General features: G+C 71.2%; 23 protein-coding genes and 1 pseudogene. 9 read left to right on the top strand and 15 right to left on the bottom strand.

The features are described 5' to 3' along the window. Positions 1-158: 158 nt before the first annotated feature. The 4 genes and pseudogenes from ACR9Y5_RS02865 to ACR9Y5_RS02850 form a co-directional block, all read right to left on the bottom strand. A complete protein-coding gene (locus tag ACR9Y5_RS02865; RefSeq protein WP_481296546.1) occupies positions 159-788 on the bottom strand; it encodes a PadR family transcriptional regulator in 630 nt (209 codons plus the stop codon). After that, a complete protein-coding gene (locus tag ACR9Y5_RS02860) occupies positions 785-1,627 on the bottom strand; it encodes a DUF4097 family beta strand repeat-containing protein (protein ID WP_481296545.1) in 843 nt (280 codons plus the stop codon). Before ACR9Y5_RS02860 ends, ACR9Y5_RS02865 begins: the two co-directional genes overlap by 4 nt. A gap of 176 nt (positions 1,628-1,803) precedes the next feature. Beyond that, positions 1,804-2,385, bottom strand: coding sequence for an antibiotic biosynthesis monooxygenase (locus ACR9Y5_RS02855; protein WP_481296544.1), 582 nt, complete (start codon positions 2,383-2,385; stop codon positions 1,804-1,806). A gap of 49 nt (positions 2,386-2,434) precedes the next feature. Next, a pseudogene (locus ACR9Y5_RS02850) lies at positions 2,435-3,472 on the bottom strand (LacI family DNA-binding transcriptional regulator); the annotation flags it as partial. 335 nt (positions 3,473-3,807) lie between these two features. Here ACR9Y5_RS02850 and ACR9Y5_RS02845 point away from each other — a divergent pair. The 4 genes from ACR9Y5_RS02845 to ACR9Y5_RS02830 are packed head-to-tail and all read left to right on the top strand — an operon-like array spanning position 3,808 to position 9,226. After that, positions 3,808-5,058, top strand: a complete 1,251-nt coding sequence (locus ACR9Y5_RS02845) for a sugar ABC transporter substrate-binding protein (RefSeq protein ID WP_481296543.1) — start codon at positions 3,808-3,810, stop codon at positions 5,056-5,058. A gap of 27 nt (positions 5,059-5,085) precedes the next feature. Continuing rightward, entirely contained in the window at positions 5,086-6,249 is a 1,164-nt protein-coding gene (locus tag ACR9Y5_RS02840) for a carbohydrate ABC transporter permease (protein WP_481296542.1), read from the top strand. Further along, complete coding sequence (locus tag ACR9Y5_RS02835; RefSeq protein ID WP_481296541.1) at positions 6,246-7,160, top strand: carbohydrate ABC transporter permease; 915 nt, start codon at positions 6,246-6,248, stop codon at positions 7,158-7,160. The genes ACR9Y5_RS02840 and ACR9Y5_RS02835 overlap by 4 nt, the downstream gene beginning before the upstream one ends. Before the next feature lie 29 nt (positions 7,161-7,189). Continuing rightward, positions 7,190-9,226 (top strand): glycogen debranching N-terminal domain-containing protein, encoded by a 2,037-nt coding sequence (locus ACR9Y5_RS02830; protein ID WP_481296540.1) that lies wholly within the window; start codon positions 7,190-7,192, stop codon positions 9,224-9,226. A gap of 11 nt (positions 9,227-9,237) precedes the next feature. On the opposite strand, the gene ACR9Y5_RS02825 is transcribed toward ACR9Y5_RS02830, so the two are convergent. Beyond that, a complete protein-coding gene (locus ACR9Y5_RS02825) occupies positions 9,238-10,311 on the bottom strand; it encodes an NAD(P)-binding domain-containing protein (RefSeq protein ID WP_481296539.1) in 1,074 nt (357 codons plus the stop codon). A 141-nt stretch (positions 10,312-10,452) separates the two neighbouring features. Between ACR9Y5_RS02825 and ACR9Y5_RS02820 the strand changes: the two genes are divergently transcribed. Continuing rightward, positions 10,453-10,686 (top strand): DUF3073 domain-containing protein, encoded by a 234-nt coding sequence (locus ACR9Y5_RS02820; protein WP_481296538.1) that lies wholly within the window; start codon positions 10,453-10,455, stop codon positions 10,684-10,686. Positions 10,687-10,745: 59 nt separating this feature from the next. Here ACR9Y5_RS02820 and ACR9Y5_RS02815 read toward each other — a convergent pair whose 3' ends face one another. The 8 genes from ACR9Y5_RS02815 to ACR9Y5_RS02780 form a co-directional block, all read right to left on the bottom strand. Further along, the gene (locus ACR9Y5_RS02815; RefSeq protein ID WP_481296537.1) at positions 10,746-11,360 is read right to left on the bottom strand and encodes a response regulator; all 615 of its coding nucleotides are present in this window, start codon (positions 11,358-11,360) and stop codon (positions 10,746-10,748) included. Next, positions 11,357-12,526, bottom strand: coding sequence for a sensor histidine kinase (locus ACR9Y5_RS02810; protein ID WP_481296536.1), 1,170 nt, complete (start codon positions 12,524-12,526; stop codon positions 11,357-11,359). Before ACR9Y5_RS02810 ends, ACR9Y5_RS02815 begins: the two co-directional genes overlap by 4 nt. Positions 12,527-12,557: 31 nt before the next feature. Then, on the bottom strand, positions 12,558-13,301 hold the full coding sequence (locus ACR9Y5_RS02805) for an ABC transporter permease (protein ID WP_481296535.1): 744 nt from the start codon (positions 13,299-13,301) through the stop codon (positions 12,558-12,560). Beyond that, positions 13,298-14,221, bottom strand: coding sequence for an ABC transporter ATP-binding protein (locus tag ACR9Y5_RS02800; RefSeq protein WP_481296534.1), 924 nt, complete (start codon positions 14,219-14,221; stop codon positions 13,298-13,300). The genes ACR9Y5_RS02805 and ACR9Y5_RS02800 overlap by 4 nt, the downstream gene beginning before the upstream one ends. A 68-nt stretch (positions 14,222-14,289) precedes the next feature. Beyond that, positions 14,290-15,639 carry an Ig-like domain repeat protein gene (locus ACR9Y5_RS02795; RefSeq protein WP_481296533.1) on the bottom strand — a complete coding sequence of 450 codons (1,350 nt, stop codon included), beginning with the start codon at positions 15,637-15,639 and terminating at the stop codon, positions 14,290-14,292. Between the two features lie 60 nt (positions 15,640-15,699). Then, a complete protein-coding gene (gene purM / locus ACR9Y5_RS02790; protein ID WP_481296532.1) occupies positions 15,700-16,821 on the bottom strand; it encodes a phosphoribosylformylglycinamidine cyclo-ligase in 1,122 nt (373 codons plus the stop codon). A gap of 37 nt (positions 16,822-16,858) precedes the next feature. Continuing rightward, positions 16,859-18,430: an amidophosphoribosyltransferase gene (purF, locus tag ACR9Y5_RS02785; RefSeq protein WP_481296531.1), complete on the bottom strand. Its 1,572-nt coding sequence runs from the start codon at positions 18,428-18,430 to the stop codon at positions 16,859-16,861. A gap of 29 nt (positions 18,431-18,459) precedes the next feature. Next, on the bottom strand, positions 18,460-18,876 hold the full coding sequence (locus ACR9Y5_RS02780) for a hypothetical protein (RefSeq protein ID WP_481296530.1): 417 nt from the start codon (positions 18,874-18,876) through the stop codon (positions 18,460-18,462). Between the two features lie 76 nt (positions 18,877-18,952). On the opposite strand from ACR9Y5_RS02780, the gene ACR9Y5_RS02775 reads away from it, so the two are divergent. Then, positions 18,953-19,090: a hypothetical protein gene (locus ACR9Y5_RS02775; RefSeq protein ID WP_481296529.1), complete on the top strand. Its 138-nt coding sequence runs from the start codon at positions 18,953-18,955 to the stop codon at positions 19,088-19,090. 22 nt (positions 19,091-19,112) lie between these two features. Here the strand turns inward: ACR9Y5_RS02775 and ACR9Y5_RS02770 are convergent, their stop codons facing one another. Next, on the bottom strand, positions 19,113-19,469 hold the full coding sequence (locus ACR9Y5_RS02770; protein ID WP_481296528.1) for a sterol carrier family protein: 357 nt from the start codon (positions 19,467-19,469) through the stop codon (positions 19,113-19,115). Positions 19,470-19,525: 56 nt separating this feature from the next. Here ACR9Y5_RS02770 and purD point away from each other — a divergent pair, with 56 nt between their 5' ends. Further along, positions 19,526-20,782 carry a phosphoribosylamine--glycine ligase gene (purD, locus tag ACR9Y5_RS02765; RefSeq protein ID WP_481296527.1) on the top strand — a complete coding sequence of 419 codons (1,257 nt, stop codon included), beginning with the start codon at positions 19,526-19,528 and terminating at the stop codon, positions 20,780-20,782. A gap of 106 nt (positions 20,783-20,888) precedes the next feature. Here the strand turns inward: purD and ACR9Y5_RS02760 are convergent, their stop codons facing one another. Continuing rightward, positions 20,889-22,133 (bottom strand): FAD-binding protein, encoded by a 1,245-nt coding sequence (locus ACR9Y5_RS02760; RefSeq protein ID WP_481296526.1) that lies wholly within the window; start codon positions 22,131-22,133, stop codon positions 20,889-20,891. Between the two features lie 182 nt (positions 22,134-22,315). Here ACR9Y5_RS02760 and ACR9Y5_RS02755 point away from each other — a divergent pair, with 182 nt between their 5' ends. Both ACR9Y5_RS02755 and ACR9Y5_RS02750 read left to right on the top strand, forming a co-directional pair. Then, on the top strand, positions 22,316-22,762 hold the full coding sequence (locus tag ACR9Y5_RS02755; RefSeq protein ID WP_481296525.1) for a DUF6325 family protein: 447 nt from the start codon (positions 22,316-22,318) through the stop codon (positions 22,760-22,762). 10 nt (positions 22,763-22,772) lie between these two features. Continuing rightward, positions 22,773-23,120 carry an SHOCT domain-containing protein gene (locus tag ACR9Y5_RS02750; protein WP_481296524.1) on the top strand — a complete coding sequence of 116 codons (348 nt, stop codon included), beginning with the start codon at positions 22,773-22,775 and terminating at the stop codon, positions 23,118-23,120. Positions 23,121-23,140: the final 20 nt, after the last annotated feature.

Below are 23,140 nucleotides of genomic sequence, written 5' to 3'. Positions count from 1 at the left end.
CGCGTCGCGCCTCCAGCACCCTCCCGATCTGCAAACACTGGGCGTTGCCCCGCAGACGGGGTGGGTATGGCGGATTGGCGCGGCACAGCCGTGAGGAGCGGCCTCACTGGGAGCCGGATGAGCATTCGCTGACTCTTTCCCAAGCCGGGCGCACCGGCTCAGCGGCGGCTGAGCGCCTCGGCGACAGTGCGCCGCACGCGGTCCAGTTCGCCTTTGAGGAGCGGCACGACGTCGACCGGAAGGGCGCCGCGCGCCGCCTCGGAACGGAGGTCGGTGCGCAGCTGCTGGCGGAACTCGTTGAGCGCCGCCTCCGCATCCCTGACCGCCGTCATCCCCGCGGCCCGCGCATCCCGGCCGGCATCCCGGGCCTCCTGACGCGGGTCGACGCGCGAGGCGTTGCGCTTGGCCTCGCGGGCGGCCGACGCCAGTTCGGCGCGCAGTGTGCGCATGGCGTCGTTGACGCCCGCGCGCACCTCGTCGGCGAGACGCCGGACCGAGTCGGTGACCTCCTCCTCGATCGCGTCGAGCTCCGGCCGGCGGGCGTCGAGCTCCGCGCGGCCGGCGTCCGTGATCGCGTAGACGGTCTTCCGGCCCTCGGTGGTCTTGGTGACCAGCCCCTCCTCCTCCAGCTTGGCGAGCCGGGGGTAGATGGTCCCGGCGCTGGGGCTGTACGTGCCGCCGAAGCGGTCGCTGAGCGCCTGGATGAGCTCGTAGCCGTGCCGCGGCGACTCGTCGAGGAGGCTCAGCAGGTACAGCCGGAGGCTGCCGTGCGAGAAGACGGGGCTCACGCCGACGCCTCCTGCGCACCCGCACCCTGCGACGTCGCTGCGCTGCGGAGCACGGCCGCGTCGCCGGAGACGGAGTTGACGTTGATCTCGACCCAGGTGCCGTTGAGCGAGCCGGAGGTGCCGGTGTAGCCCCGGCCCATCCCGCCCACCACGGTCATGTTGTCGAGCTGCACCTTGCCGGACACCGTGTTCACGCGGTAGCGGGCGCCGACGGCCTCCGGGATGCGGATGGTCGTGTCGCCTGAGACCGTGTTGACGGCGATGTCGTCGGGGGTGCCGGTCACGTCGATCATGACGTCGCCGGAGACGCCGTCGGCGGAGAAGCGGCGGATGGCGCCGGTCGCAGTGACGTCGCCCGACACGGTATGCGCCGAGATGCGGCCGGTGTGGTCGCGCACGGACAGCTCGCCGCTGACGGAGTTGAGCTCGACGTCGCCGGTGAGGCCGTCGGCGACCACGTCTCCGGAGACGGTGCTGAGCCGCGCATCCGTGTGCAGTCCGGAGATGAGCGCCGCCGCCGAGACGACGCCGAACTTCAGCTCGACATCACGAGGGACGAGCACGCTGACGTCGGCCCGGGCACTGGACCGCATCGACTTGAAGACCTCGATGAAGTTGTCCCAGCGCAGCTGAGGGTGGTCGATCTCGAGGCGGTCGCCGTCGATCACGATCTTCAGGTCGCGCCCTGCGACGGAGTGGACCTCGATGCGCGCACCGGGCTCGTCGTGCCCGACGATGTCGATCTGACCGCCGATGAATCCGACCTTCAGCGCGCGGACGAGCTCCACGTCGATGGTTCGGCTCTCGCCGGGCTGGATCAGCCACTTCTCCTGTGCCATGGTTCGTTCTCCTTGCTCTCCGGTCCGTGCCGGGACCGTCGGTGACTCGCGTTATATCGCGATTGTTGACGGATTCACGATATATCGCGTTCAGGGGGGATGCAAGGGTGCGCGGACACGATCCGCGGGAGTTCAGGGTCGAGTCAGGGGGAACCCCGAGCTACCAGCGCAGACGGCTACCGGCGCAGCCAGGGCTGCAGCAGCCGGGTGACGAACGGCAGCAGCACGTACGTCATGGTCGGCGTCAGGCAGAGCGTGCTGAGCAGCACCGTCGCCAGCGGCCACAGGCTGTGCCAGCCGGGCACGAAGGTCACGGTGAGGTACGTGAAGGCGAGCGACAGCGGGAAGAAACCGAGCCAGATCGTCACCGCCTGCTTCCACCGCGGCGGCGCCGCCGGCACACCCGGCTGCGGCTGGTCGAACCAGCCCTCGATGCCGGTCCTCCGCTCGACGCGGGACACCTCGACCAGCTCGCGCCCCTCATAGAGCCAGTCGGCGCGGTCGTCCGACGCCTCCCAGGCCTCCAGGGTGTCGGCGTCCGCGAAGCGGTAGAGCATGTGCCACTCGTCGGAGTCGGCGTGGGCGCGCACCCAGCCGGAGCCGAGGAAGCCGTCGTACGTGTTGGCCAGGTTCACGCCGGCCTGCACCCAGTGGGTGACCTCGGCCAGGCGGGTGCTGTCGACGCGGCGGGTGATGGACACGGTGATCGGGAGGCGACGCGCTCGTGGCGCATCCAGGAGAGGCTCTTGTGGAGACATGACTCCATTGTCTCCGCAGCGCGTTACGCGCGGATTTCGGAGCGGTCCCCCCGATCAGCGGCGGACCGTCGCGCACGACCAGGCGCGGCGTCACGAGGCGGTGACGGGGATCGGACACCGGGTCCCCGCGCTGGACCCGGCCGCCGTGCGTGCCGGTGAGGAGCTCCAGTACTCCAGCCGCCACCTCGTCGAGCTGCTGGGCGACGCTCGAGAAGCCGAGCGCCTCGGCGACCGGCGTGTCGTCGTAGCCGACCACGGGGATGCGGCCGGCGGTCGCCGTGAGGGCGCCGAGCGCGAGGGAGTCGGAGACGCAGACGACGCCGTGGAGGCGGCCGGCGCGCTGCTCGAGGAGGCGCACCGCCTCCGCGCCGTTCGGGACGACGTCTTCCACCGCGGCGTCGAGCAGCCGAAGCTCGTCGTCATCGAGACCGCTGCCCGCGCGCATCGCCTCCAGCCAGCCGGTGCGCCGGTCGTCGCCCGTCCCGGACCCGCTGGGCCAGCCGATGAAGCCGATACGCGGACCACCGCGGGAGAGCAGATGCGCCGTCGCCTCGCGCACGCCGGCCCGACCGTCGACATCCACCCACAGGTGCTCGGGGTCGGTCATGTCGTCGATGCCCCACGGGCGGCCGAAGGTGACGAACGACCGGCCGTTCTCGATCAGCCACTCCGTGCGCGGGTCGCCGTGGAAGGTCGACGTGAGCACGAAGGCGTCGACGTCGGCGGCGTCCGACAGCCTGCGGAACTGCTCGATCTCGTCGTCCGGCCCTGTCGCGGTGAACAGCAGCACGCGAAGGCCCTGGCGGTCCGCCTGCTCGGTGAGCGCGTGCAGGAACCGGTCGAGGATGCTGCCCGAGATGCCGTCCTGCGTGATCGGGTCGAGGCGGATGCCGATCGTCGAGCTCTTCTGCGTGCGGAGCCGGCGCGCCGAGGCGTGCGGCCGGTACCCCAGCGAGTGGATGGCCGCCTGCACCCGCTCCCGCGTCTCCGGGCGCACGAGTTCCGGCGCGTTGAGCACGTTCGACACGGTCTGGCGGGACACCCCGGCGACGCCGGCGACGTCCGTCACGGTCGGCTGCGCGCCCATCGCGTGGCCTCCCTCCGGCTCGTCTCGTGGCTGGATACGACCCTAGTGGGCTGCTTGACACCTGTGGAAGCACGCGGTTACTGTGACTGGCATCCCGGTTTGATCGTTCAAACCCAGCGTAGCGGCTGATGATTGGATCGATCAAACCGGAGTGACGAATCAGGCGACGGAGCGGAGGAGGTCGGATGCGCGCACCGCAGCGGAGCACCGGCGCCGCTTCCGGTGTCCCCGGAATTCGCTCACAGGCCGCACCATCCGACGGGTTGTCCACCACCTACCCGACCCTTCCCGTGTGCGCCCCTCCTCGCGGGCACACTCATACCAAGGAGACACGAATGCGCAAGATCACACACCGCTGGCTCGCGGGCGGCGCCGTCGCCGCGGCGACCGCCCTCGCCCTCACGGGGTGCGGCTCCGGCTTCGGCGGGAGCAGCAGTTCCGACACCGGCAAGCTCTCCTCGTCCGACAAGCCGCTGACCGTCATGATCGGCTCGTCCGGCGACGCCGAGACCACGGCGGTGAAGTCCGCGGTCTCCGACTGGTCCAAGAGTTCGGGCACCAAGGCGAGCGTGGTGGCCGCGAGCGACCTCAACCAGCAGCTGTCGCAGGGCTTCGCCGCGAAGAAGCCGGCCGACGTCTTCTACCTGTCGACCGATGCGCTGGCCGGGTACGCCTCCAACGGCTCCCTGCTCGCCTACGGCGACCAGCTGAGCAACAAGAGCGACTTCTACCCGAGCCTGGTGAAGTCGTTCACCTACGACGGCAAGTTCTACTGCGCGCCGAAGGACTTCTCCACGCTCCAGCTCGTGATCAACACCGATGCCTGGTCGGCCGCGGGGCTGACCGACGCCGACATCCCGAAGACCTGGGACGACCTCGAGGCCGTCGCCAAGAAGCTCACGACCGGCAGCCAGGTCGGCCTAGCCATCTCGGGCGAGTACGCCCGGATCGGCTCCTTCATGGTGCAGGCCGGCGGAAACCTCATGAATGAGGACAGCACCAAGGCCACCGCGGACAGCGACGCCAACGTGAAGGCGCTCGACTTCGTCAAGCAGATGCTGAACGGCGGAGAGCTGAAGTACGCGAAGGACCTCGGCGCGGGCTGGGGCGGCGAGGCGTTCGGCAAGGGCCTCGCGGCGATGACGATCGAAGGCAACTGGATCACCGGAGCCCTCAAGTCCGACTTCCCGAACATCAAGTACAAGATCGCAGAGCTGCCGAAGGGCCCGGCCGGCCAGGGCACGCTGCAGTTCACCAACTGCTGGGGCATCGCCGCCGACAGCCCCAACCAGGCCGCCGCTCTGAAGCTGGTGGAGAAGCTGACCAGCAAGTCGGACCAGCTCGCCTTCTCGAAGGCCTTCGGCCCGATGCCGTCCATCAAGTCGGCGGCCGCCGAGTGGAAGTCCGACAACCCCGACCTGGTGCCGTTCCTCAACGCGGCCGACTACGCCAAGGGCGTCCCGACCGCGAAGGGCGCCGCCGACGTGGTCACCGACCTCAACAGCAAGCTCGAGTCGCTGGCCACCGGCGACCCTAAGTCCATCCTCGACACAACGCAGAAGAACCTCGAAGCGCTGCTGAAGTAGCACGCGCCCACCGGAGGAAGGCCCGTCATGTCTGCAACCGCGAGTCGGTCTCGTCGCACCGGAATCCGGCGCGGCGAGGCCGCCTCGGGGTGGTTGTTCACCGCCCCGGTCATCCTGCTGCTCGGCGTCTTCCTCGTCGTCCCGGTGCTGATGGCCCTCTGGGTCAGCTTCTCCGACTGGGGCGGCCGCGGCAGTCCCTTTTCGCCGGACGTGAAGTTCGTCGGCTTCGACAACTACGCCACCCTTCTCGGTGGAGGAGGGCTGGCCGAGCAGGACTTCGGCACGGCCCTCAAGAACAACGCCTGGTACGTGGTGCTCGTCGTCCCCATCCAGACCGCGGTGTCGCTCGGTCTCGCCGTGTTGGTCAGCCGCGCGATCCTCCGCGGGCGAGGGTTCTTCCGCACGGCGTTCTACTTCCCTTCCGTGACGAGCTCGGTCGCCATCACGGTGCTCTGGCTGTTCCTGTTCAGCACCAGCGGTGCCGTCAACAAGGTGCTCTCCTGGTTCGGGATCAACGGCCCGAACTGGTTCAACGATCCCAGCGGGATCATCCACAACTTCCTACGGCTCTTCGGCGTCACCCAAGGACCGGCCGCGCTGACTCAGAACACCGCGCTCGGCGTCTCCTGGTGGGACTGGCTCGGCGGCCCGTCGGTGGCGATGACGGCGTTCATCATCATGGCGGTGTTCACCACGAGCGGCACCTTCATGCTGCTCTTCCTGGCAGCCCTGCAGAACCTCGGCGGCGACGTGACGGAGGCGGCGATGATGGACGGCGCGAACGGCTGGCAGCGCTTCTGGCGCATCACCCTCCCGCAGCTCCGGCCGACGCTGTTCACCGTCCTGACCCTGGGGCTGATCGGGTGCTGGCAGGTGTTCGACCAGATCTACACGGGAACCCGCGGGGCACCCGGCAAGACCACCCTGACCCCCGCGTACCTCTCTTATCAGACGTCGTTCGTCAACCAGGAGTGGGGCCAGGGCGCGGCCATCGCGTTCATCCTGTTCGTCATCATCGTCGTCTTCACGATCTTCCAGCGCTGGGTGCTCCGGGATCGGAAGGTCTCGAAGCGCCGGATGCGGCTCTACCAGCCGGCGCTGGCGGCGGGGACGGCCGCGGGCGGCGCTCCGAGCAGCCTGCCGGCCTCCCGCGAGACCGACGATTCCGACCGGAAGGAGGCGGTGCGATGAGCACGACCGCCCTGCAGACCGAGCGCGGCGGCGCCGTCTCGCCACCGCCGTCATCGCAGCGACCGGTCGGCCGCCGACGCACGACGAGCAGCGTGGTCGCGACCTCCGTCACCTACGCGGTGCTGGTCGTGCTGGCGATCGTCTACATCATGCCGTTCCTCATCCAGCTGGCGACGTCGTTCAAGACGGACGCGGAGGGCGCCTCGAACCCGGTCGCCCTCATCCCGCAGACCTTCACCACGGCGGCCTACGCGAAGCTCTTCCTCAACTCCGACTTCCCCGTCTGGTTCGCCAACTCGGCGGTCGTCACGATCGTGGTGACCCTCGGCAGGGTCTTCTTCGACTCACTGGCCGGGTACGCGCTGGCGCGCCTGCACTTCCGTGGCCGCTCGGTCGTGTTCGCCGCGCTCGTCGCCATCATGGCGGTCCCGACCGTGGTGCTGCTCATCCCGAAGTTCCTGGTGATCAACCAGCTCGGCATCTACGACTCCTACACGGGCATGATCGTGCCCCTGCTGACCGACGCCGCGGGCGTCTTCATCATGAAGGGCTTCTTCGAGTCGACGCCGGCGAGCGTCGAGGAGCAGGCGCGGATCGACGGCGCCGGGACGTTCCGGGTGTTCTGGTCCGTCGTGCTCCCGATGGCGCGGCCCGCGCTGATCACGATCATCATCCTGTCGTTCCAGGGGTCGTGGAACGAGCTGGCGCACTTCATCGTCTCCACGCAGAGTCCGGCCCTGACGACCCTGACGAAGGGCGTCGCCGGCCTCGCGAGCGGGCAGCTCAGTCAGGGCACGCAGTATCCGCTGAAACTCGCCGCCGCGGCGATCATGACCATCCCCGTGGCTGTCCTGTTCTTCATCTTCCAGAGACGGATCATGAATTCGAGCGAAGGGGCCGTGAAGGAATGACGGCATCCTCCACCACGACGGACACCACTATGACGGACACCACCACCGAGCACGAAAGCACCACCGCCACGATGACCCAGCCCCTCCAGCCGCTCCTGCACGACAGCGTCGTGGTGCTCACCGCACCCTCGCAAGCCTGGTCCGCGCCCGATGGGAGGATCGACGCGCAGGGCATCCACGGCTTCTACCACTCGGACCTGCGCGTGCTCGATCGCGTGCTCCTGACCGTCGGCGGCGCCGAGCCCGAGCACATCGCGACCACCGGCCCCGATGCGGCCACCGCCGTCTTCACGGGGCTCGTCCGCGGCATCGACGACCGCACGGCCGATCCGCGCGTCCGGGTCGACCGCACTCGCGAAGTGGGGGCCGGAACGCTCGGGGAACGGCTCGTCCTGCGCAACGCGCTCGACTCAGCGGTCCGCACCACCATCGAGGTGGGGCTTCACGCAGACTTCTCGCCGATGCAGCAGATCAAGGCCGGGCTGACCGGCAGCGAGCATCCCGTCAGCGCCGACGCCGCCACCGACGGAGTCGTGCTCCGCAGCGGGCCCGTCACCGCGACAGTCAGCGCACCCCTGGCCGACGTGACGCTCGACGGTGACGCGTGCGCGCTGCGCTGGGAGGTGGAGGCCCCCGCTCACGGCGAGGTCGTCGTCGAGTGGCGCATCGAGGTCGACGATCCGACCGCGGTGGTCACCGGCGCGCGCGCCTCCGAGGAGTGGGCGGCGTTCGGTGCCCGCACCGACGACTCCCGCCTGGGTTCCTGGCTCCGGCAGGCGGTGACCGATCTGCAGGCGCTGCGCATGTCGACGCGCGAACGTCCGGACGACGTCTTCCTGGCAGCCGGCGCTCCGTGGTTCTTCACCCTCTTCGGGCGGGATTCGATCTGGGCCGCGCGTCTGCTCCTTCCCCTCGGGCACGAGCTCGCCGCCTCGACGCTGCGCGTTCTCGCGCACTACCAGGGCACCCGCGTCGTGCCCGACTCCGCCGAGCAGCCGGGCAAGATCATGCACGAGCTGCGGCCCTCGGCACTCACCATCCAGGGTGCGGGAGTCGTCCTCCCTCCTCTGTACTACGGCACGGTCGACGCGACCGCGCTGTGGGTGTGCCTGCTGCACGACGCGTGGCGGTGGGGCATGCCGCGGGACGAGGTCGAGCCTCTCCTCCCCCACCTGGAGGCGGCGCTGGCGTGGATGCGGGACTACGGCGACAGCGACGGCGACGGCTTCCTGGAGTACGTCGACACGACCGGCCACGGGCTGGCCAACCAGGGCTGGAAGGACTCCGGCGACTCGATCCAGTGGCGCGACGGCACCCTCGCCGAGGGCCCGATCGCCCTCTGCGAAGTGCAGGGCTACGCGTACGAGGCGGCCACCGGCGGCGCGGAACTGCTCGACGCGTTCGACCGGCCGGGGGGCGACCAGTGGCGCGAGTGGGCGGCAGGGCTCAAGCAGCGGTTCGCGGACGCCTTCTGGATCGACGACCCGGCAGGCGCCTACCCCGCCGTCGCCCTGGACGCGGCGAAGCGACGCGTGGACACGGTCACGAGCAACATCGGTCACCTGCTGGGGACGGGCATCCTGGATGCAGAGCAGGCCGCCCTCGTCGTGCGCCGCCTGATCTCTCCCCAGCTCTCCTCCGGGTACGGACTGCGGACGATGTCCACCGACTCCGCAGGTTACTGGCCGCTCAGCTATCACGGCGGCAGCGTGTGGGCGCACGACACGGCGATCGTCGTGCGCGCGCTCGCGCACGACGGGTTCCGCACGGAGGCCGCCGTGCTGTCCGAGGGGCTGCTCGCGGCGGCCGCCGGCTTCGGCTACCGGATGCCCGAGCTGCACGCCGGAGACGGGGCGGACGACACGACCGCGCCCATCCCCTATCCGGCGGCGTGCCGTCCGCAGGCATGGTCGGCCGCGGCGGCGGTGGCCGTGCTCGGCGCACGGCTGGGTCTCCGCCCGGACGCGGCGTCCGGCGTGCTCGAGGTGGATGCCGACCCCGCAGCGGGCGGGATGCGGGTGACCGGGCTCCGATTCGCCGGCGGATCCCGCGACGTCACGGTCTGAGGCGTCCGCTCCTACAGCTGCGCCATGATCTGGCGCGCGATGATGCGCCCGGCGCGGTTGGCTCCGATCGTCGACGCCTGCGGCCCATACCCGGCGAGGAATATGCGCGGGTCCTGCCACGAGGCGCCGGAGGCGACGGTCAGTCCGCCCGACTTCTCGCGCAGGCGCAGCGGTGCCAGATGACGCAGCTCGGGACGGAAGCCGGTCGCCCAGATGATCGCGTCCGCCTGCGTGAACGAGCCGTCCGGCCAGCGGACGCCGTTCGCCTCGATGCGGGAGAACATCCCCCGCTCGATCAGCACCCCGCGCTCGATGCCGGCGGCGATGCGCCGCGTCCGGGGCACGCCCGTCCCGCTCACGATCGACGGCAGCGCCTGACCGGCACGAGCCGCCGCATCCTGCATCGCGACCGCTGCGACGCCGCCTTCGATGGTGAGCTCGGACTCGTCGCGGAAGTCGACGGGCCGCCGGGTCGCCCAGGTCAGCGCGGATGCGACTCCCTCGAGTTCGAGCAGGAAGCCGATCGCACTGGTGCCGCCGCCGACCACCACGACGGACTGGCCGGCGAACTCGTCCGCCGACAGATAGCTCGACGTGTGCACGTGCCGGCCGCGGAAGTCGTTCATGCCCGGGTAGTACGGAACGAACGGCGCACCCCAGGTGCCCGTCGCGTTGACCACGATGCGCGTCGCCGTCTCGCCCGCCGTGTGCTGGACGACGAGGTCGGCGCCGCGGTCGAAGACGCTGGTCACCGTCACCGGGCGCTGCACATCCAGCCCGAAATGCTCCTCGTAACGACGGTAGTAGCCGGCCACGATGTCGCGGGCCGGGAGCGACCGGTCGGCGGTGTCGAAGCTGAGGCCGACCTCCGACATTCCCGGGAGGTCGTTCACGTGATGGGCACTGCCGAGTTTGAGGGCATCCCACCGGTGCTGCCACGCCCCGCCGGTGCGCGGACCCCGGTCGTAGAGGATGAAATCGACCCCCGGAGTCAGCTCGAACCGCCTCAGGTAATACGCCACCGCGAGGCCGGCCTGGCCTGCGCCGATCACCACCACCTGGGTGTCGGTCCTGGTCGTGCTCACGCGCTCATCCCACCACTTCTCGCTGTGCGGCGGCTCGGGGTGCCACGAGGCCCGCATGCTAAACTCGATGCTAGTTTTCACTGTTCTTATTCGATCCCCGGCGATTCTCTCGCGCGGGCTGGGACCAAAAGGGGGTCACGCATGGGGCGCGGCCGTCAGAAGGCGAAGCACACCAAGATCGCTCGCCAGTTGAAGTCGTTCAGTCCTTCCGTGAACTACGACGCCCTGGAGCGTGAGCTGACCGGTCATTCCCACAGCGAAGACGACCAGTACGCCAAGTGGGCGGAGTACGAAACCGACGAGGAGACCGAGTCGGAGGACGAGTACGAGTACGACGACGAAGACGAGGAGACGGGCACCCCGAAGCGCGCGTAGCGCCGCCCCTTGCCCCCAGGGCCACCGCCCCTAGAGCCAGCGCCACAGGGCCAGCACCCCTAGAGCCAGCCCTGCCGCGTCGCGATCGACACCGCCTCCGACCGGTTCCGGGCGCCTGTCTTGCCGATGGCGCTGGACAGATGGTTACGCACCGTCCCCTCGCTGAGGTGCAGTCGACGGGCGATGTCGACGATGGTCCCCCCGCCGCCCGCGACCTCCAGCACCTCCGTCTCGCGTGACGTCAGCGGCGACGCTCCCGAAGCCAGCGACTCCGCGGCGAGCGCCGGGTCCACCACCCGCAGCCCGGCGGCCACCCGCCGCACCGCGTCGGCGAGCTGCCCCGAGGGCGTGTCCTTCACCACGAACCCGGACGCTCCCGCCTCCATCGCCCGGCGCAGGTACCCCGGGCGGCCGAAGGTCGTGACGATCAGGCTGCGGCACTCCGGCAGCTCCCGGCGCAACGAGGCGGCGGCCTGGATGCCGTCGGCTCCGGGCATCTCGACGTCCAGCAGGGCGACCTGCGCGCCCGACGATCGCGCGGCGCCGACGACCTCATCGCCGCGGCTTACCTGCGCCACCACCCGCAGGTCCGGCTCCAGGTCGAGCAGCGCGGCCAGGGCGCCGCGCACCAGCGCCTGATCGTCCGCGAGCAGCACCCGGATGGGCTCGGTCACGCCGTCCTCCTCACACTCAGCAGAGTCCCGCCTCGCGGGCTCACCCCCAGGATGACCCGAGCGCCGACGGAGGCCGCACGGGCGCTCAGGCCGTCCAACCCGGACCCTTCGCGGCGTGAAGCCGTGCTTCCCGGGGCGCCGACGGGCGCCGGCACCGCCGAGGTCTCGGTCGCTCCCCGTCCGTCGTCCTCGATGTCGAGCCAGTCCGGCCCCACCGTCACCCAGCAGTTGCGCGAGCCGGAGTGCCGGATGACGTTCGTCACGCCCTCCCGCAGCACCCAGCCGAACAGCTCCCGCAGGTCCGCGTCCACGTCTTCGCCGTTGCGCGGCAGGTGCGCCTGGATGTCCGCGGCCGCCAGACCCGCCTGCGCCGCCGCGAGCTCGGTCGAGAGGGTCATCTCGCGGTACCCGGCGACGGCGGCACGCAGGTCGGCCAGCGCGGACCGGCTCAGGCGCTCGATGTCGGCGATCTCCTCGGCGGCGCGGCCTGGGTCCACCGGCAGGAGGCGGCGGGCGAGCTCCGATTTGACCGTCACCACCGTCAGCGAGTGCCCCAGAACGTCGTGCATGTCCCGCGAGAAGCGGGCGCGCTCCTCGATCACCGCCAGCCGCGCGATCTCGCCCTGCGCGTTCCGCAGCCGCCGCAGCGCGTCGATCTGCCGCGCGAACGCGCTCATCATGACGCCGATGGAGACCGTCACCAGCGCGATGTACCAGTCGTCCTCCAGCGTGCCGCCCAGCCCCAGCACGAGCAACTGCAAGGCGCCGAGCGCACCGATGATCGTCAGGGAGACCACGGTGCGCCCCACGGCCATCCCCGCCACGCAGGCCACGTAGACCCACGTCCAGCACGCCACGGTCCCGATCAGGGGGAACAGGGTGAGGGTGAGGACGAAGTAGGCGCCGACCCCGATCAGCCGCACGCGCTCGCTCTCCCACCACAGCAGCGGCGGCAGCACGAGGAAACCCAGGTAGACCACGGCGAGCAGAGCGGTGGTGACGGTCTTCGCGGACAGGGACTCGTTCGACGTCCAGAGGCCCACCAGCACAGACGCCTGGTAGAGCAGTCCGACGGCCGCTCCCGGGTACCAGCGGAACGCCGCCGGGTGGACGAGCCGGGCCCGCCAGCCGATCGGGCGCACCTCCATCACGTCGCGCGAGAACACGTTGCCACCTTAGAGGAGCGGGAGGAGGGGCTCAGCCGCGCGCGGCGTCGCGCCGGTAGCGCCAGACCACGAGCGCTCCCAGAGCCAGCGTCCAGGCGGCCAGGACGATCGCGGGAGTGAGCGCGTCGCCGCTCTGCAGGGCGCCGAGCTGCCCGACGCGGTTCAGCCAGTACGAGGGGACGGCCTTCGCCACGTCGGCGACCCAGGCCGGGAAGACCTGGAGCGGGATCCACAGCCCGCCGAGCACGGCCATCCCCATGAACACCGCCATGAACAGCGGCTGGGCGAACTCCGGCTTCGCGAGCTGGCCGACCAGGATGCCGAGCAGCGCGAACGGGATCACACCGCACCAGATGGCGAGACCGGCGAGCATCCAGCTGCCGGCCGAGAGGTCAGGATGGTAGAGGGCGATCGAGACACCGACGATGACCAGGATGCTGAGCAGCGCCAGCGCGATGGCGGCCACCAGCTTGGAGACGAGGTACCCGGTGCCGCTGAGCGGCGTGATCCGGAGCTGCCGGTTCCAGCCGATGGACCGCTCGGTGACGATCTGGAACGCTTGCGAGAGAGCAGCCATCATCCCGCCGTACGCGGCGACCTGCACGGTGGTGACCACGATCCACGGCAGGTGCGTCGTCGCATCCACCTGACCGGCCCCGCCGAACGCGCCGCCGAACGCGATCAGCATGACGAGCGGAACGGCGAGGGTGAAGATCATCGACCGCATGTTCTTCAGCTGGCGGAGGGACTCGCGTCCCAGGTAGGCGATGCTCATGAGCGGGCTCCCTGCGGGTCGTGCGCCTCGGTCAGGGCGAGGAAGGCCTCGTCCATCGTGTGCGCGGTCACTTCGATGTCGTGGATGTCCGGGTGCGCCGCGAGCAGCGCCCGGAGGGTGGTGTCCGAGTCGTCGCTGACCAGGGTGAGCCGGTCGCCGCGGCGGTCGGCCGTGCGCACGCCGGGGAGGGCGGCGAGGGACCGCTGCGTCTCCGTCGTCGCCGCGAATCCGGCGGTCGCGCGGATACGGCGGCCGGAGACGACGGCCTTCACCTCGCTGGGGGTGCCGTCGGCGACCACGCGGCCGCGCGCCATCATGACGATGCGGTCGGCGTACTCGTCGGCCTCGTCGAGGTAGTGGGTGGCGAAGACGACTGTGCGTCCGGCCGCCGTGAACTCGCGCATCGACTGCCAGAAGGTGCGCCGCGCTTCGACGTCCATCGCCGCGGTCGGCTCGTCGAGGAAGAGCAGGTCGGGGTCGGAGACCACGGCCACCGCGAACCGCGCGCGCTGCAGCTGACCGCCGGACAGCTTGGCGACGCGCTGCCGGGCGATCTCGGTGCAGCGGGCGCGCTCCAGGGCTTCGGCGACGCTCAGCGGGCTGCGGTGCGCCGCGGCGACGAGCGCCACGGACTCGGCGACGGTCAGCGTCGGCAGCAGGGCGCCACCTTGGAGCATGGCGCCGACACGGCCGTCGCGGATGGCCTCGCGGGGTGCGCGGCCGAACAGCAGCGCCTCGCCGGCCGTCGGGCGGGCGAGCCCCAGGGCGAGGTCGATCGTCGTGGACTTGCCGGCCCCGTTGGGGCCGAGCAGGGCGACGACCTCGCCGGCACGGATGGTCAGGTCGACGCCGTCGACGGCGGTCAGCGCCCCGAAGGTCTTGCGCAGACCGGTCAGGCGGATGGCGGGTGTCTCATTCACCCCTCCAGACTGGCTGCGCGCACCCCGGCGTGCGCAGAGCCGGTGTCAGGATCCGACCGTGACGTTCGTCATACCCGCGCCTCGCGCATCCCCGCCGCGCGCACCAGACCGAGCACGCCCAGGATGCCGCCGGCGGTGAGCAGGATGCCGCCGGCCAGCAGGGCGAGATCCTGTGCGGCGTTCGCCGTCGCCGGTGCGCTGGCGGTCGGGTCGTCCGGCGGAAGGGCCGACGACGGGCCGGGCAGCGCGCCGGCTCGGCTCGGCCCGTTTCCCGCCGTCGCGGGCGCTGCGGCGGGGACGGCGGGCAGCCGGACGGTGGCCGACCCGGTCGTGACGGCGGTGGATGCGCGCTGCAGCAGCACGAAGAAGGTCGCGGCGGGCGAGCCCGCGGGTCGCGGCGGCAGCTCGATGCGGACCGTCGCGGTGGTCTGCCCGTCGGCCAGCGAGACGGCCGTCGCCAGCGGCGAATAGTCGGCGCCGGCGGTGGCGGTGCCGTCGGCGGTCATGACGTCGGCCGACGCTGCACCCTCGGCGGAGGCCCGTGCGACGGTGACCAGCACGCTGCTGCTCCCGGTCACGACCGAGCCGACCGCGACCTCGAGCGGTGCGCTCGGCGCGGTGGCGGTGACGGTCGCACTGCCGCCGGAGGGGAGGAGCCCCGAGCCGTCGGCGGGCAGGTAGGTCGCGGTGACCGTGTGCGCACCCGGGGCAGTCACGGTGAGATCGGCCCGCGCGACCCCTGAGGCGGAGACGGGAGCCGTCACCGCTGGGCCGCCGTCCAGCGCGAAGGCGACCGTGCCGGTGGAGGGCGGCGCGAGCAGCATGCGGGTCACGGCGGCGGACACGGAGACCGTATCGCCCGCGCCGACCCGGTCCGGCGCGCCGACCGCGACCGCGGTCGCCGCCGTGCAGGCGGGAGCGCCGCCGAAGCGCACCTCCGCGGAGCCGAGGCGCCACGTCAGGTCGGGCTCGGCGGCCGAGTCGAGGGTGAGCAGCCACACGCCGTGGTGCTCGCCCGGCGCGAACGTCGAGGGCTGGCCGCGGTCCGCGGCTCCCGCGGTGAGGTCGTTCGCACCGGATGCGGCGGGCACGGTCACGGCGGCGGCGGCGGTCGAGCGGTAGCCGAGCACCACGGTGCGGGATGAGACCGCGCCGAGCGGCGCATCCTGAACGCAGTCGACCAGCGGGGCGAGCGCATCGGTCTGCGCGGGGGTGGACGCTGGGCCGGTGGCGGATGCTGGGCCGGTGGCGGATGCTGGGCCGGGGGTGGACGCTGGGCCGGTGGCGGACGCTGGGCCGGTGCCCGTCCACGATGCGGGGAACACGGCCGCGGCAGCCGGTGCCGCCCCCAGCAGCGCACCGATCGCCGCGAGGGCCACCGCACCCGCCAGGCGAAGTCGGGCGTGCGGTCGGCTCACACGCGTCACTCTAATGGCAGGCGGGAGCGCGGCGCTCCGACCAAAAAGGGTGACGTGCGCTCAGTCCGCGTAGCTGCCGACGAGGCGCACCGCGCCGCCGTCGACGCCCTTGGCGCCCTGCTCGAAGCCGGTGAGGTCGCGGGCGGCCGTCGAGACCGTCCCCGCACGCCAGGTGGGGATGCCGTCGGCGGTCAGTGCTGCCGCCACAGCGTCCGCCGTCTCGGGGGCGACGACCGCGAACATGCCGATGCCGAGATTCCACGTGCCCTCGCTCGACTCCAGACTGCTGCCCGCCAGGTCGCTCAGGATGCGGAAAACCGGCGTGGGCGACCAGGTCGAGCGGTCGACCTCCACCCACGAACCGACGGGGAGCACCCGCGCGAGGTTCGCGGCGATGCCGCCGCCGGTGACGTGGCTGAGCGAGTGGATCGCGCCACCGAAGGACGCATCCTGCAGCACCCGCAGCAGCGGGCCGGTGTAGAGCCGGGTCGGCTCGAGCAGCGCCTCACCCGCGACGCCGCCGAACTCCTCGGAGCGATCGGTGAAGCCGATGCCGCGCGCGGCCAGGATGTGGCGCACCAGTGAGAAGCCGTTCGAGTGCAGCCCCGACGACGCCATCGCCAGCACCGCATCCCCGTCGCGCACGCGCTCGGCGCCGAGCACGTCGTCGGCCTCCACGGCTCCCACCGCGGCGCCCGCGACGTCGTAGTCGTCTGCTCCCAGCAGGCCGGGGTGCTCGGCCGTCTCGCCGCCGACGAGGGCCGTGCCTGTCTCGGCGCAGGCCCCGGCGATCCCGGCGACGATCGCGGCGATCCGCTCGGGGACGACCTTGCCGCAGGCGATGTAGTCGGTCATGAAGAGCGGACGCGCGCCCACCACCACGATGTCGTCGACGACCATGCCCACGAGATCCTGGCCGATCGTGTCGTGCTTGTCGAGCGCCTGGGCGATGGCGACCTTGGTGCCGACGCCGTCGGTGGAGGTGGCGAGCAGCGGCCGGCGGAAGTCGCGCAGGAACGACACGTCGAACAGCCCGGCGAACCCGCCGACGCCACCCAGCACCTCGGGGCCGTGGGTGCGGCCGACGGCTGCCTTCATGAGCTCGACGGCCCGGTCTCCGGCCGCGGTGTCGACGCCGGCGGCGGCGTAGGAGGCGGACGAGGAGGCGGTGGAGTCGGTCACTGCTCCATCGTATCCGCGGAGGCGGGCACCGCCCGCCTCACTCCTGGCGGGCGGGGTCGCCGAAGGAGAGCAGCGGCTCCAGCTCGGAGTCGGGGCCCGGCTCGCAGCCGTCGGACGTGGCGTCGGAACCGTCGTCGGTCGCGGCGACGGCCGGACGCTCCAGCAGGTTCTTGCCGAGGTGGTGCGCATCCGGCAGCTCGATCGGGTACTTGCCCGTGAAGCACGCCGTGCACAGGCGCTCGCGCGGCTGCTCCGTCGCGTCGATCATGCCGTCCTCCGACAGGTAGCCGAGGCTGTCCGCGCCGATGGACTGGCGCACCTCCTCGACTCCCAGACCGGTCGCGATGAGCTCGGCGCGCGAGGCGAAGTCGATGCCGTAGAAGCACGGCCAGGTGATGGGCGGGCTGGAGATGCGGACGTGCACCTCGGCAGCCCCGGCCTCGCGCAGCATGGAGACCAGGGCGCGCTGCGTGTTGCCGCGGACGATCGAGTCGTCGACGACCACCAGACGCTTGCCCTTGATGACCTCCTTGAGCGGGTTCAGCTTGAGCTTGATGCCGCGCTGGCGGATGGTCTGCGACGGCTGGATGAACGTGCGGCCGACGTAGGAGTTCTTGACCAGGCCCTGGCCGAACGGGATGCCGGACGCTTGCGCGTAGCCGATGGCGGCGGGCGTGCCCGACTCGGGGGTCGGGATGACGAGGTCGGCCTCGACGGCGTGCTCGCCGGCCAGCCGGCGGCCCATCTCGACGCGGGCCTCGTAGACGCCGCGGCCGGCGATCGTCGTGTCGGGACGCGCCAGGTAGACGTACTCGAAGACGCAGCCGGCGCGCTTCTCGGTCGCGAACCGCTGGCTGCGCAGGCCGTTCTCGTCGATGGCGATCAGTTCGCCCGGCTCCACTTCGCGCACGAAACTGGCGCCGACGATGTCGAGGGCCGCGGTCTCGGAGGCGACCACCCAGCCGCGCTCCAGCCGGCCGAGCACCAGCGGACGGACGCCCTGCGGGTCGCGCGCGGCGTACAGCGTGTGCTCGTCCATGAAGACCAGGCAGTAGGCGCCGCGCAGGCGCGGGAGCACCTCGAGGGCGGTCGACTCGAGGGTGTGGTCGAGGTCGCCGGTGAGGAGCGCCGTCACCACGGCCGTGTCGGTCGTGTTGCCGCGGGAGAGCTCTCCGTCGTGCTGCGGGTAGCGCTCGTGCACGAGCTGCATCAGCTCGGCCGTATTGGTCAGGTTGCCGTTGTGGCCGAGGGCGACGGTGCCGCTGGCGGTGGACCCGAGCGTGGGCTGCGCGTTCTGCCAGCTGGATGCGCCGGTGGTGGAGTAGCGCGTGTGGCCGACGGCGATGTGGCCGGGCAGCGAGTTGAGTGCGTTCTCGTTGAACACCTGCGAGACGAGACCCATGTCTTTGTAGATCAGGATCTTGTCGCCGTCGCTCGTCGCGATGCCCGCCGACTCCTGGCCGCGGTGCTGGAGCGCGTAGAGCCCGAAGTAGCTGAGCTTGGCGACCTCCTCACCGGGGGCCCAGACGCCGAAGACACCGCAGGCGTCCTGCGGTCCCTTCTCGCCGGGTAGCAGATCGTGACTGAGAAGACCGTCGCCTCCGGCCACAGCGGACCCCTTTCAGGAAGTCGGGATGTTCAGCTCTCGGTGTCGCTGGTGGTGCTCTGCGTGCTGCTCGAGGTGCCGGGCTCCGGCTGCGAGCCCTCGCGCCGTGCAGGCGACGACCCGGGCTCGGTGACGCGCACATCGATTCTATCCGCCTTGACGCTGCGCGCTCGACGGGCGGTGGTGCGGTCGAGGATGAGCGCCACGACCGCGCCCAGGGCGACGCCGATGGTGACGCAGATCGTCAGCAGGAAACCGAAGACGCTGCCGCGGTCGTAGGTCGGGTTCTCCGGGAACGCGAAGGTGAGGACGAGCGCCACGACGGCGAAGAGCACCGCGCCCGTGATCATGAACCGGAAGTACCGCGGCGAGCGCCGCACCCGCACCTCGGCCGGGGTGACGGTCTCCTCGACGTCATCGACCGGCTCGTCCTGGGGGGTGTCGCTCATAGGCTCCATTCTCCCAGATCGAAACTGGGCGGCCGTCGGGCGTCACAGGTCGCGGCCATGCCCCGTCTGAAGAGGTATGAGCACATCCATGCGGTCCTCCGGGCGGGCGCGCACCACCGTCGGAGAGGTCGCGACGGCCGTCGGCCTGAGCGCGTTCGCGGTGCTGATGGTCGGCGCCGCTGTGGTCGCCGTGACGATCGGCGTCCACCGGTGACGGCTTCACCCGCACAGCCGCGTCAGTACCGCAGGGGGACGAGTCCCTCCAGTGAGGCGCGCTGACCCGAGGCGTGGACGGCGCCGGAGGCGATGCCTTCCTCCCAGCTGAGCGACCCCGACGCGAGGGCGAGCCAGGTGGCCGCATCCGTCTCGACGACGTTCGGCGGCGTCCCCCGGGTGTGACGCGGACCGGGGATGCACTGCACCGCTCCGAACGGCGGCACCCGCACCTCGACCGTGTTGCCGGGCGCGCGCTCCGCCAGAAGCTGCAGCAGGTACCGCACAGCCGTCGCCGTCGTCTCGCGGGACGCCCCGCCCGCGACGGCGGCCCGGACGGCCGCGCCGCCGACGTCGTCCGCGATCTTCGCTCTCGCCATGCGTCCCATCCTTCCACCGGCCGAGCCGCGGCATCCGCTCCCTCTAGCATGGTGGCGTGAAGATTCTCGTCCTCGGTTCCGGTGCCCGCGAGCACGCCATCATCGCAGCGCTGCTCAGCGAGGAGGAGCGGCACGACATCGTCGCCGCGCCCGGCAATGCGGGCATCGCACAGGATGTGCGCGTCGAGACCGACCTCGACCCGCTCGACGGCGAGGCGGTCACCGAGTACGCGATCGAGCACGGCGTCGACCTGGTCGTCATCGGCCCGGAGGCCCCGCTGGTCGCCGGCGTGGCCGATCCGCTGCGCACCCGCGGCATCCCCGTGTTCGGTCCGGGGAAGGCCGCCGCGCAACTCGAAGGGTCGAAGGCGTTCGCGAAGCGCATCATGGATGCCGCCGGCGTTCCGACCGGCCGTGCAGTTCGAGCCGAGACGCTGGCCGAGGCCGAGCGCGCGCTCGACCAGCTGGGCGCGCCGTACGTCGTCAAGGCGGACGGTCTCGCCGCCGGCAAGGGCGTGCTCGTCACGGAGGACCGCGCCGCAGCCGTCGAGCATGCGACCCACTGGCTGCGTCACGGCGGCGTGCTGGTCGAGGAGTTCCTGGACGGCCAGGAGGTGTCGCTGTTCCTGGTCAGCGACGGCCACGACGTGCTGCCGCTCTCCCCGGCCCAGGACTACAAGCGCCTGCTCGACGGCGATGCGGGGCCCAACACCGGCGGGATGGGTGCCTACTCCCCGCTCCCCTGGCTGCCGGAGGGCTTCGTCGACGAGGTCATCGACACGATCGCGCTGCCGACCGTCCGCACCCTCGCCGCCGAGCAGACCCCGTTCATCGGCCTGCTCTACTGCGGCCTGATCGTGACCGATCGCGGCATCCGCGTGATCGAGTTCAACGCGCGCTTCGGCGACCCGGAGACCCAGGTGGTGCTGCCGCGGCTGGTGACCCCGCTGTCCACCCTGCTCTACGCCGCAGCCACCGGCGGGCTCGGCGGGATGCCGCGTCCCGAGTTCGCGCTCGACACCGCCGTCACCGTCGTCCTCGCCAGCGAGGGCTACCCGGAGGCGCCGCAGACCGGCCGTCCGATCACCGGCCTCGCCGAGGCGGCCGCGGTGCCCGAGGTGACCATCGCGCACGCCGCGACCGTGCTCCACGAGGCGACCGGGGAGCTGCTCGCGACGGGCGGCCGCGTGCTGTCCGTCGTGGCCCGCGGCACCGACTTCGCCGAGGCGCGCGAGCGCGCCTACATGGCCCTCTCCCGCATCCACCTCGCCGGCTCCCACTACCGCACCGACATCGCCGCCAGCGTCTCCTGACCCGCGTCGTCTGCTCCCCCGCCCCTCCGTCGAGTACACGATTTGTGCACGCCTTCGCGGCGCGTCGCGTGCACAAATCGTGTACTCGACGGGGGGCGGAGCGGGGTCAGGGCAGGAGGCGGGTGAGGAAGGGGTTGCGGAAGCGGGCGGCGGGGTCGAAGCGGGACGCGAGAGCCGCGAAGTCGGAGAGGCGCGGGTAGAGGGTCGGGACGATCCCGTCGCGGTCGACGTAGAGCTTGCCCCAGTGCGGACGCGCGCCCAGCGGCAGCAGAGCCGCCTCCAGGTCGGGGAGCACCGCCTCCACCCCGGCCTGGTCGCGGAACCAGGTGAAGTGCAGGCCGACGACGTCGGTTTCGTACGCACTCGACAGCCAGAGGTCGTCGGCCGCGGCCGTCCGGATCTCACTGATCTGCAGCAGCGGCGCGATCAGCGGCGCGAGAGCCCGCACCGCCTCGATCGCATCCACGGCACGTGCCCGCGGCACCAGGTACTCGGACTGGATCTCCTCGCCGTTCGACGGCGTGAACTCGAACCGGAAGTGAGCGAGCCGCTCGCTCCACGGGCCGACCACGCCCAGCTGCTCGGTGGTGTTGCGCACATCCATCGTGGCGATCATGTGCCGTGGCTCGGTCAGCGCCGGGGCGCCGAAGAAGTCGTCCTCGATCAGCGTCTCGACCCCGGCCAGCTCCTTGAGCCAGGCGAGTGAGACCGCCTCCTCGTCCCAGGTCGTGAAGAGACTGACGCTGTACGCCGCCGAGGTGATCTCGTCGAACCGGCCGAGCACCGCGTCCCAGGGCACACCGCCGAAGAGCCGCTGGCGGGCGTCGAAGGTCGGGCGGATGTCGAGGGTAACGTCCGTGACGACGCCGAGCGCGCCGAGGCTCACGACGGCGCCGTCGAAGCCCTCGTCGCCCCGGCGCAGCTCCACGAGCTCGCCCGACCCGTTCAGGATGCGGAGCCCGGCGACCGCGGTCGCGAGGTTGCCGTTTCGGTCGCCGGAGCCGTGGGTCGCCGTGGCGATCGCGCCGGCCACCGAGATGTGCGGGAGAGACGCGAGGTTGTGCAGCGCCCATCCCGCGTCCTGAAGCTCCCGCGCCAGGTCGCCGTAGCGGACGCCGCCGCCGACGGTCACGGTCCGTGCCGCCTCGTCGATACGCACGTCGCCCGGGAGATCCGCCGTGCTGATGAGCACGCCCTCGGTGTCGGCGAGGTCGTTGAACGAGTGCCGGCTGCCGAGCGCGCGCACCGCCGCGGAGCCGAGGACGAGGTCGCTCAGCTCCTCCAGCGTGGTCGGGCGCGCGATCCTCGCCGCGCGGTATTCGTAGTTCCCTGCCCAGTTCTTCTCGCCCATCGCGGCCCTTCCTCGGGTCATCGTCGCCGGCCGGCCGGCCGTTCGCACCCCTACATCCTACGGATGTGACCGGACACATCAACCTCCGCCGTCAGCAGTCAAATGGTGCGTAGCCAGCCCGGTCGGCCGCGCAGTATGGTGCCCGTGAAAAGCGACGAGGGCCGCTTGGGAAAGGGGCAGACATGGCCGACTTCGAGTACGGTCCGGCGGAATTCATGGTCGCCGCGTTCGATACGGACCGCCCGTCGGCGGGCGTCGTTCAGGCGATCCTCGACCTGGTCGCGAGCGGCACGGTCCGCCTGCTCGACCTCGTGTTCGTCGAACGTCACGAGGACGGGAGCATCGACATCATCGAGCTGGAGGAGATCGGCGACGAGATCGGGATGACCGACATCACGCTCGAGGGCAGCGGTCTCGCCGGCGACGAGGACGTACAGCAGATCGCCGAGCTGCTCGAGCCTGGGACGACCGGCGCGATCCTCGTGATCGAGCACCTGTGGGCGAAGGAGCTGGCGAGCCGCTTCTTCGAATCCGGCGGTGTCGTGCTGCACAGCGAGCGCATCCCCGCACCCGTGCTGAACGCGGTGGCGGCCGAGGCGTACGAAGAACTCGAGAGCACGGAGAGCTGAGGAGGACACCATGCCACTGCGACGGATGGGACGCCCGGGACTGATCGGGATGGCGGCGCGCACGGCGGTGGTCGCCGGCACGGCGACCGCGGTCTCCGGAAGCGTGCAGCGCCACCAGCAGGAGAAGGCGCAGAACCAGTACGAACAGGAGCAGTACGAGCAGCAGCAACAGCAGATGCAGATGCAGCAGATGGCGCAGCAGGCGGCAGCGCAGCAGGCGCCCCAGCAGCCCGCCGTCGCGGCGCCTCCCGCCGAGGACGACATGATGACGAAGCTGCAGCAGCTGGCGACCCTGCACACGCAGGGCGTGCTGACCGACGAGGAGTTCGCGTCGGCGAAGGCGAAGCTGCTGGCCTGACGCATCCCGGCCTCGCTGGC

This window comes from Leifsonia sp. KNZ13-11D (genome assembly GCF_056754895.1).
Note: the sequence above shows the minus strand (reverse complement) of the source record. Positions and strands in the feature narration are given on the sequence as shown.

What these genes read in the sequence shown, in the direction of transcription:
- ACR9Y5_RS02780 (WP_481296530.1), bottom strand. Translation starts at nt 18,876, where the DNA reads ATGAGCGACACCCCCCAGGACGAGCCGGTCGATGACGTCGAGGAGACC.
- ACR9Y5_RS02845 (WP_481296543.1), top strand. Translation starts at nt 3,808, where the DNA reads ATGCGCAAGATCACACACCGCTGGCTCGCGGGCGGCGCCGTCGCCGCG.
- ACR9Y5_RS02760 (WP_481296526.1), bottom strand. Translation starts at nt 22,133, where the DNA reads ATGGGCGAGAAGAACTGGGCAGGGAACTACGAATACCGCGCGGCGAGG.
- ACR9Y5_RS02830 (WP_481296540.1), top strand. Translation starts at nt 7,190, where the DNA reads ATGACGGACACCACCACCGAGCACGAAAGCACCACCGCCACGATGACC.
- ACR9Y5_RS02775 (WP_481296529.1), top strand. Translation starts at nt 18,953, where the DNA reads ATGAGCACATCCATGCGGTCCTCCGGGCGGGCGCGCACCACCGTCGGA.
- ACR9Y5_RS02860 (WP_481296545.1), bottom strand. Translation starts at nt 1,627, where the DNA reads ATGGCACAGGAGAAGTGGCTGATCCAGCCCGGCGAGAGCCGAACCATC.
- ACR9Y5_RS02750 (WP_481296524.1), top strand. Translation starts at nt 22,773, where the DNA reads ATGCCACTGCGACGGATGGGACGCCCGGGACTGATCGGGATGGCGGCG.
- ACR9Y5_RS02770 (WP_481296528.1), bottom strand. Translation starts at nt 19,469, where the DNA reads ATGGCGAGAGCGAAGATCGCGGACGACGTCGGCGGCGCGGCCGTCCGG.
- ACR9Y5_RS02755 (WP_481296525.1), top strand. Translation starts at nt 22,316, where the DNA reads ATGGCCGACTTCGAGTACGGTCCGGCGGAATTCATGGTCGCCGCGTTC.
- ACR9Y5_RS02820 (WP_481296538.1), top strand. Translation starts at nt 10,453, where the DNA reads ATGGGGCGCGGCCGTCAGAAGGCGAAGCACACCAAGATCGCTCGCCAG.
- ACR9Y5_RS02840 (WP_481296542.1), top strand. Translation starts at nt 5,086, where the DNA reads ATGTCTGCAACCGCGAGTCGGTCTCGTCGCACCGGAATCCGGCGCGGC.
- ACR9Y5_RS02855 (WP_481296544.1), bottom strand. Translation starts at nt 2,385, where the DNA reads ATGTCTCCACAAGAGCCTCTCCTGGATGCGCCACGAGCGCGTCGCCTC.
- ACR9Y5_RS02835 (WP_481296541.1), top strand. Translation starts at nt 6,246, where the DNA reads ATGAGCACGACCGCCCTGCAGACCGAGCGCGGCGGCGCCGTCTCGCCA.
- ACR9Y5_RS02805 (WP_481296535.1), bottom strand. Translation starts at nt 13,301, where the DNA reads ATGAGCATCGCCTACCTGGGACGCGAGTCCCTCCGCCAGCTGAAGAAC.